This window comes from Acidovorax sp. KPB24-07, assembly GCF_057543315.1.
The window spans coordinates 1-4,101 of sequence record NZ_BAAJYS010000309.1 but is presented as its reverse complement, the minus strand read 5'-3'; the positions used below and the strand labels follow the sequence as shown (position 1 = coordinate 4,101).

The window sequence follows — 4,101 nt, the reverse complement described above, 5'->3', positions numbered from 1 at the left end:
CAGAACGCCGCGCTGGTGGAGCAATCCGCCGCCGCCGCCGAATCGCTGCGCGAGCAGGCCGCGCGCCTTTCGCAGGTGGTGCAGCAGTTCCATCTGGCCGACGGGCAGGCCTACGCCTCGGTGCACGCTGATGCGGCGCTGCAGGGCCTGCCTGCCTCCAGCGGCCTGGTGCGGCCGCAGCTCACCGGGGGTTGACCCGGCGGGAGGGCTGGTCCTCCCGGCCCCTCCTGTTCCCCAGCCTCCCCGGCCAGCGCCGTGCCGGCGCGGCCGGGGGGCTTCTCAGGTCAACGCCCTGGGGGGCTCGCCGCCGGGCGAGGGTTCACCGGCACGGCCCTTGCGCGGCCCGAACCACGCCACATACAGCGCCGGCAGCACCACCAGCGTCAGCAGCGTCGCCGTCACCAGCCCGCCGATCACCACGATGGCCAGGGGCCGCTGCGTCTCCGAGCCGATCTCGTGCGACAGGGCCATGGGCAGGAGGCCCAGCATGGCCAGCATGGCGGTCATCAGCACGGTGCGCAGGCGCTGCATGGAGCCCTGGCGCACGGCATCGACCACGGCCATGCCGCCCGACTGCAGCTGCTGGAACACCGACAGCATCACCACCCCGTTGAGCACCGCCTGGCCCGACAGCGCGATGAAGCCGATGGCGGCCGACACCGACAGCGGGATGCCGAACACCCACAGCGCGATGAACCCGCCGATGAGCGCCAGCGGCACGTTGATGAGGATCAGCGAGGCCATCTTGAACGACTTGAAGGCGTCGAACAGCAGCACGAAGATCAGCAGCAGCGAGATGGGCACCACCACCGACAGGCGCTTCATCGCGCGCTCCTGGTTCTCGAACTCGCCCGACCAGTTGACCTGGTAGTTGGACGGGATCTTGACGTTCTTTTCCACGCGGGCCTTCATGTCGGCCACCACCGAGCCCATGTCGCGGCCCGCGATGAAGATGCCGATGGCCGTGGTGCGGCGCCCGGCCTCGCGGGCGATGTTCATGGCGCCCGTGCCCTCGCGGATGTGCACCACGTCGCCCAGTTGCACGTAGCCGCCGTCGGGCGTGGCGATGGGGGTGCGTGGCAGGTTGGAGATCACGCGTTCGTCCTTGGGCAGGCGCACGGCCACGGCGAACTTGCGCTCGCCCTCCCACAGGCTGGTGGCGGCCTTGCCGGCGAGGGCGGCCTCGATCACGTCCTGGATGTCGCCCACGTTCAGGCCGTAGCGCGCGGCGCGGTCGCGGTCGATGTCCAGCAGCAGCTGCGGCACCTGGCCGTCTCGGTCGATCTCGGCGCGGGCCACGCCCTGCACCTGCTTGATCTCGCGTGCGATCTCGTCGGTGATGCGCTTCATCTCCACCAGGTCGTCGCCCGCGAGCTTGATGACGATCTGGCCCTTGATCTGCGAGATCGACTCCAGCACGTTGTCGCGGATGGGCTGCGAGAACGCGGGGTCGATGCCGGGGATGGCCGACAGCGCGCGGCCCATCTCCTCGGTGATCTTCTCGCGCGTCATGCCGGGGCGCCATTGGTCCTCGGGCTTCACGTCCACGAAGATCTCGGCCATGGAGATGGTCTTGGGGTCGGTGCCGTCCTCGGGCTGGCCGGCCTTGGAGACCGTGGTGCGCACCTCGGGCACGCTCAGCAGGGCCTTGCGGGCCATGCGCAGCACGCGCGCCGCCTCGTCGGTGGAGACGTTGGGCGAGAGGGTGAAGTTGACCCAGGTGGTGCCCTCGTCCAGCTCGGGCAGGAACTCCGAGCCCAGGCGCGAGGCGGCCACCAGCGCCAGGCCGAACACGGCCAGCGCGATCACCACCACCGTGCGGCGGCGGGCCAGGGCCCAGTCCAGCACCGGGGCGTAGGCGCGCTTGGCGAGGGTGACCACGCGGTTGTCGCCGTGCGGCAGCTTCCTGCGCAGCATCCAGTAGGCCAGCAGCGGCACCAGGGTGAGCGAGAAGATCAGCGAGCCGACGAGCGCGGCCGAGACCGACAGCGCCATGGGCTGGAAGATGCGGCCTTCGTGGCGCTGCAGCGCGAAGATGGGGATGTGCGCCGCGATGATGATGAGCATCGAAAACAGCGTGGGCCGGCCCACTTCGCCGGCGGCCTCGATGATGGTGTCGCGCCGGTCGCGGTCGTCCATGTCCTCGCCGCGCTCGGCCAGGCGGTGCATGATGTTCTCGATCACGATCACCGCGCCGTCCACGATGATGCCGAAGTCCATGGCGCCCAGGCTCAGCAGGTTGGCCGGCACGCCCATGATCTTGAGGCCCATGAAGGTCGAGAGCAGGGCCAGCGGAATGACCACCACCACGGCCAGGCTGGCGCGCAGGTTGGACAGGAAGATGTACAGCACCAGCGCCACCAGCAGCGCGCCTTCCACGAGGTTGTGGAACACGGTGGTGAGCGTCTTGTCCATGAGCCAGGTGCGGTCGTAGAACGGCACGATCTGCACGCCCGGCGGCAGGCCGCGCGCGTTCAGTTCGGCGATGCGGTCCTTCACGCCCTTGAGCACCACGCTCGGGTTCTCGCCCTTGCGCATCACGACGATGCCGGTGACCACGTCGTCGTCCAGGTCCTGGCCGACCACGCCCAGGCGCGGCACGGCGCCGATCTTGACCTGGCCGATGTCGCGGATCAGCACGGGCGTGCCGTTGCGCGAGGCCACCACGATGCGGCCGATGTCGTCGGCCGAGCGCAGCAGGCCCAGCCCGCGGATGGTGTACTGCTGCGCGCCTTGCGCCACGTAGCTGCCGCCGGCGTTGGCGTTGCCCCGGCCCAGCGCGTCCAGCAGGTTCTGGAACGTGACCTTGTACGCGCGCAGCCGGTCCATGTCGGGCTGCACCTCGTACTGCTTGATCGAGCCGCCCATGGCCACGACGTCGGCCACGCCGGGCACCTGGCGCAGCGCGCGCTCCACCGTCCAGTCCTCCACGGTGCGGATGTCGGTGGTCGACAGGCCGTCGCCCTTCAGGCGGTAGCGCATGATCTCGCCCACCGGCGTGGCGTTGGGCGCGATCTCGGCCTGCACGCCGGGCGGCAGGTCGATGCTGGACAGCCGCTCGGCCACCTGCTGGCGCACGATGTTGGTGTTGGCCGCGTCGTCGTATGTGACCACGCTGAACGAGAGGCCGAACTGCGTGTGCGAGAACACGCGGATCGAATTGGGCAGGCCCGCCAGGGCCGTCTCGATGGGCAGGGTGACCTGCTTTTCGACTTCCTCGGGCGCTCGGCCCGGGTACAGGGCGATCACCGTCACCTGGGTGTCCGTGACGTCGGGAAAGGCCTCGACGGACAGGTTCTTGAACGAGATGAATCCCGCCAGGGCGAACAGCACCGTGCCCAGCACGATGAACAGCGGCTGGTGCAGCGCGTAGTGGATGAGGCGCCTCATGGCTTGGCCGTCCCTTCCGCCTTGCCGCCCGCCGGGCTGGCGGGCGCGCCGGGTACCGGTGCGGGCGCGTCTTCCTCGGCGGCCTGGAACTGGCGGGCCAGCAGCAGCACGTTCTCGGCCACCACCTTCTCGCCGGCTTCCAGCCCGCGGGAGACGACCACCTCGCGCGGGCCTTCGTAGCCCAGCACCACCTTGCGCGGCTCGAACACGCCGGGCTCGCGCTGCACGTACACGGTGTGCTGCGTGCCGTTCAAGGTGACGGCGGCGGCGGGGATGACGACCCCACTCTCGCGGCTTTCCTGCACGTGCACGGTGGCCAGCATCTCGGCCTTCAGGCGCCGGTCGGCATTGGGCACCACGCCGCGCACCTTGAGCGTGCGCGTGCCGGGGTCGATCGCGTCGGCCGCGGCGGTCACGCGGCCGGTGAAGGTGGCCTCGGGGTAGGCGGGTACCTGCAGCGTGAAGCTGTCGCCGGGGCGCAGCGAGGCCAGGTCGCCCTCGCGCGCGTCGATCTGCACCCACAGCGAGGCGGGGTCGGTCACCACGAACAGCGCCGGGTTGCCGGGGCCGGACTGGTCGGGCCGCACCTCCTGGCCAGGATTGAGGTTGCGCTCCACCACCACGCCCGCCATGCCGGCCGTGAGCGCGAGCTGCTGGTTCACTGCGTTGCCGCCGCCGTAGAGGCTGGTGCGCGCGGCGGCGCGGGCCACT

2 protein-coding genes and 1 pseudogene are annotated in these 4,101 nt (G+C 70.4%); 1 reads left to right on the top strand and 2 read right to left on the bottom strand.

All coding sequences use genetic code 11. The features are described from left to right. A pseudogene (locus tag AC27IQ_RS19900) lies at nucleotides 1-195 on the top strand (methyl-accepting chemotaxis protein); the annotation flags it as partial. Between the two features lie 84 nt (nucleotides 196-279). Here the strand turns inward: AC27IQ_RS19900 and AC27IQ_RS19895 are convergent. Together AC27IQ_RS19895 and AC27IQ_RS19890 are read right to left on the bottom strand one after the other, a co-directional pair. Next, nucleotides 280-3,390, bottom strand: a complete 3,111-nt coding sequence (locus AC27IQ_RS19895) for an efflux RND transporter permease subunit (protein ID WP_487090514.1) — start codon at nucleotides 3,388-3,390, stop codon at nucleotides 280-282. Beyond that, on the bottom strand, nucleotides 3,387-4,101 hold a 715-nt coding region (locus AC27IQ_RS19890), incomplete at its 5' end, for an efflux RND transporter periplasmic adaptor subunit (RefSeq protein ID WP_487090512.1). The genes AC27IQ_RS19890 and AC27IQ_RS19895, both read right to left, overlap by 4 nt.

Bases quoted from the DNA above. Each gene is read 5' to 3' on its own strand.
- AC27IQ_RS19895 (WP_487090514.1), bottom strand. From the start codon at position 3,390: ATGAGGCGCCTCATCCACTACGCGCTGCACCAGCCGCTGTTCATCGTG.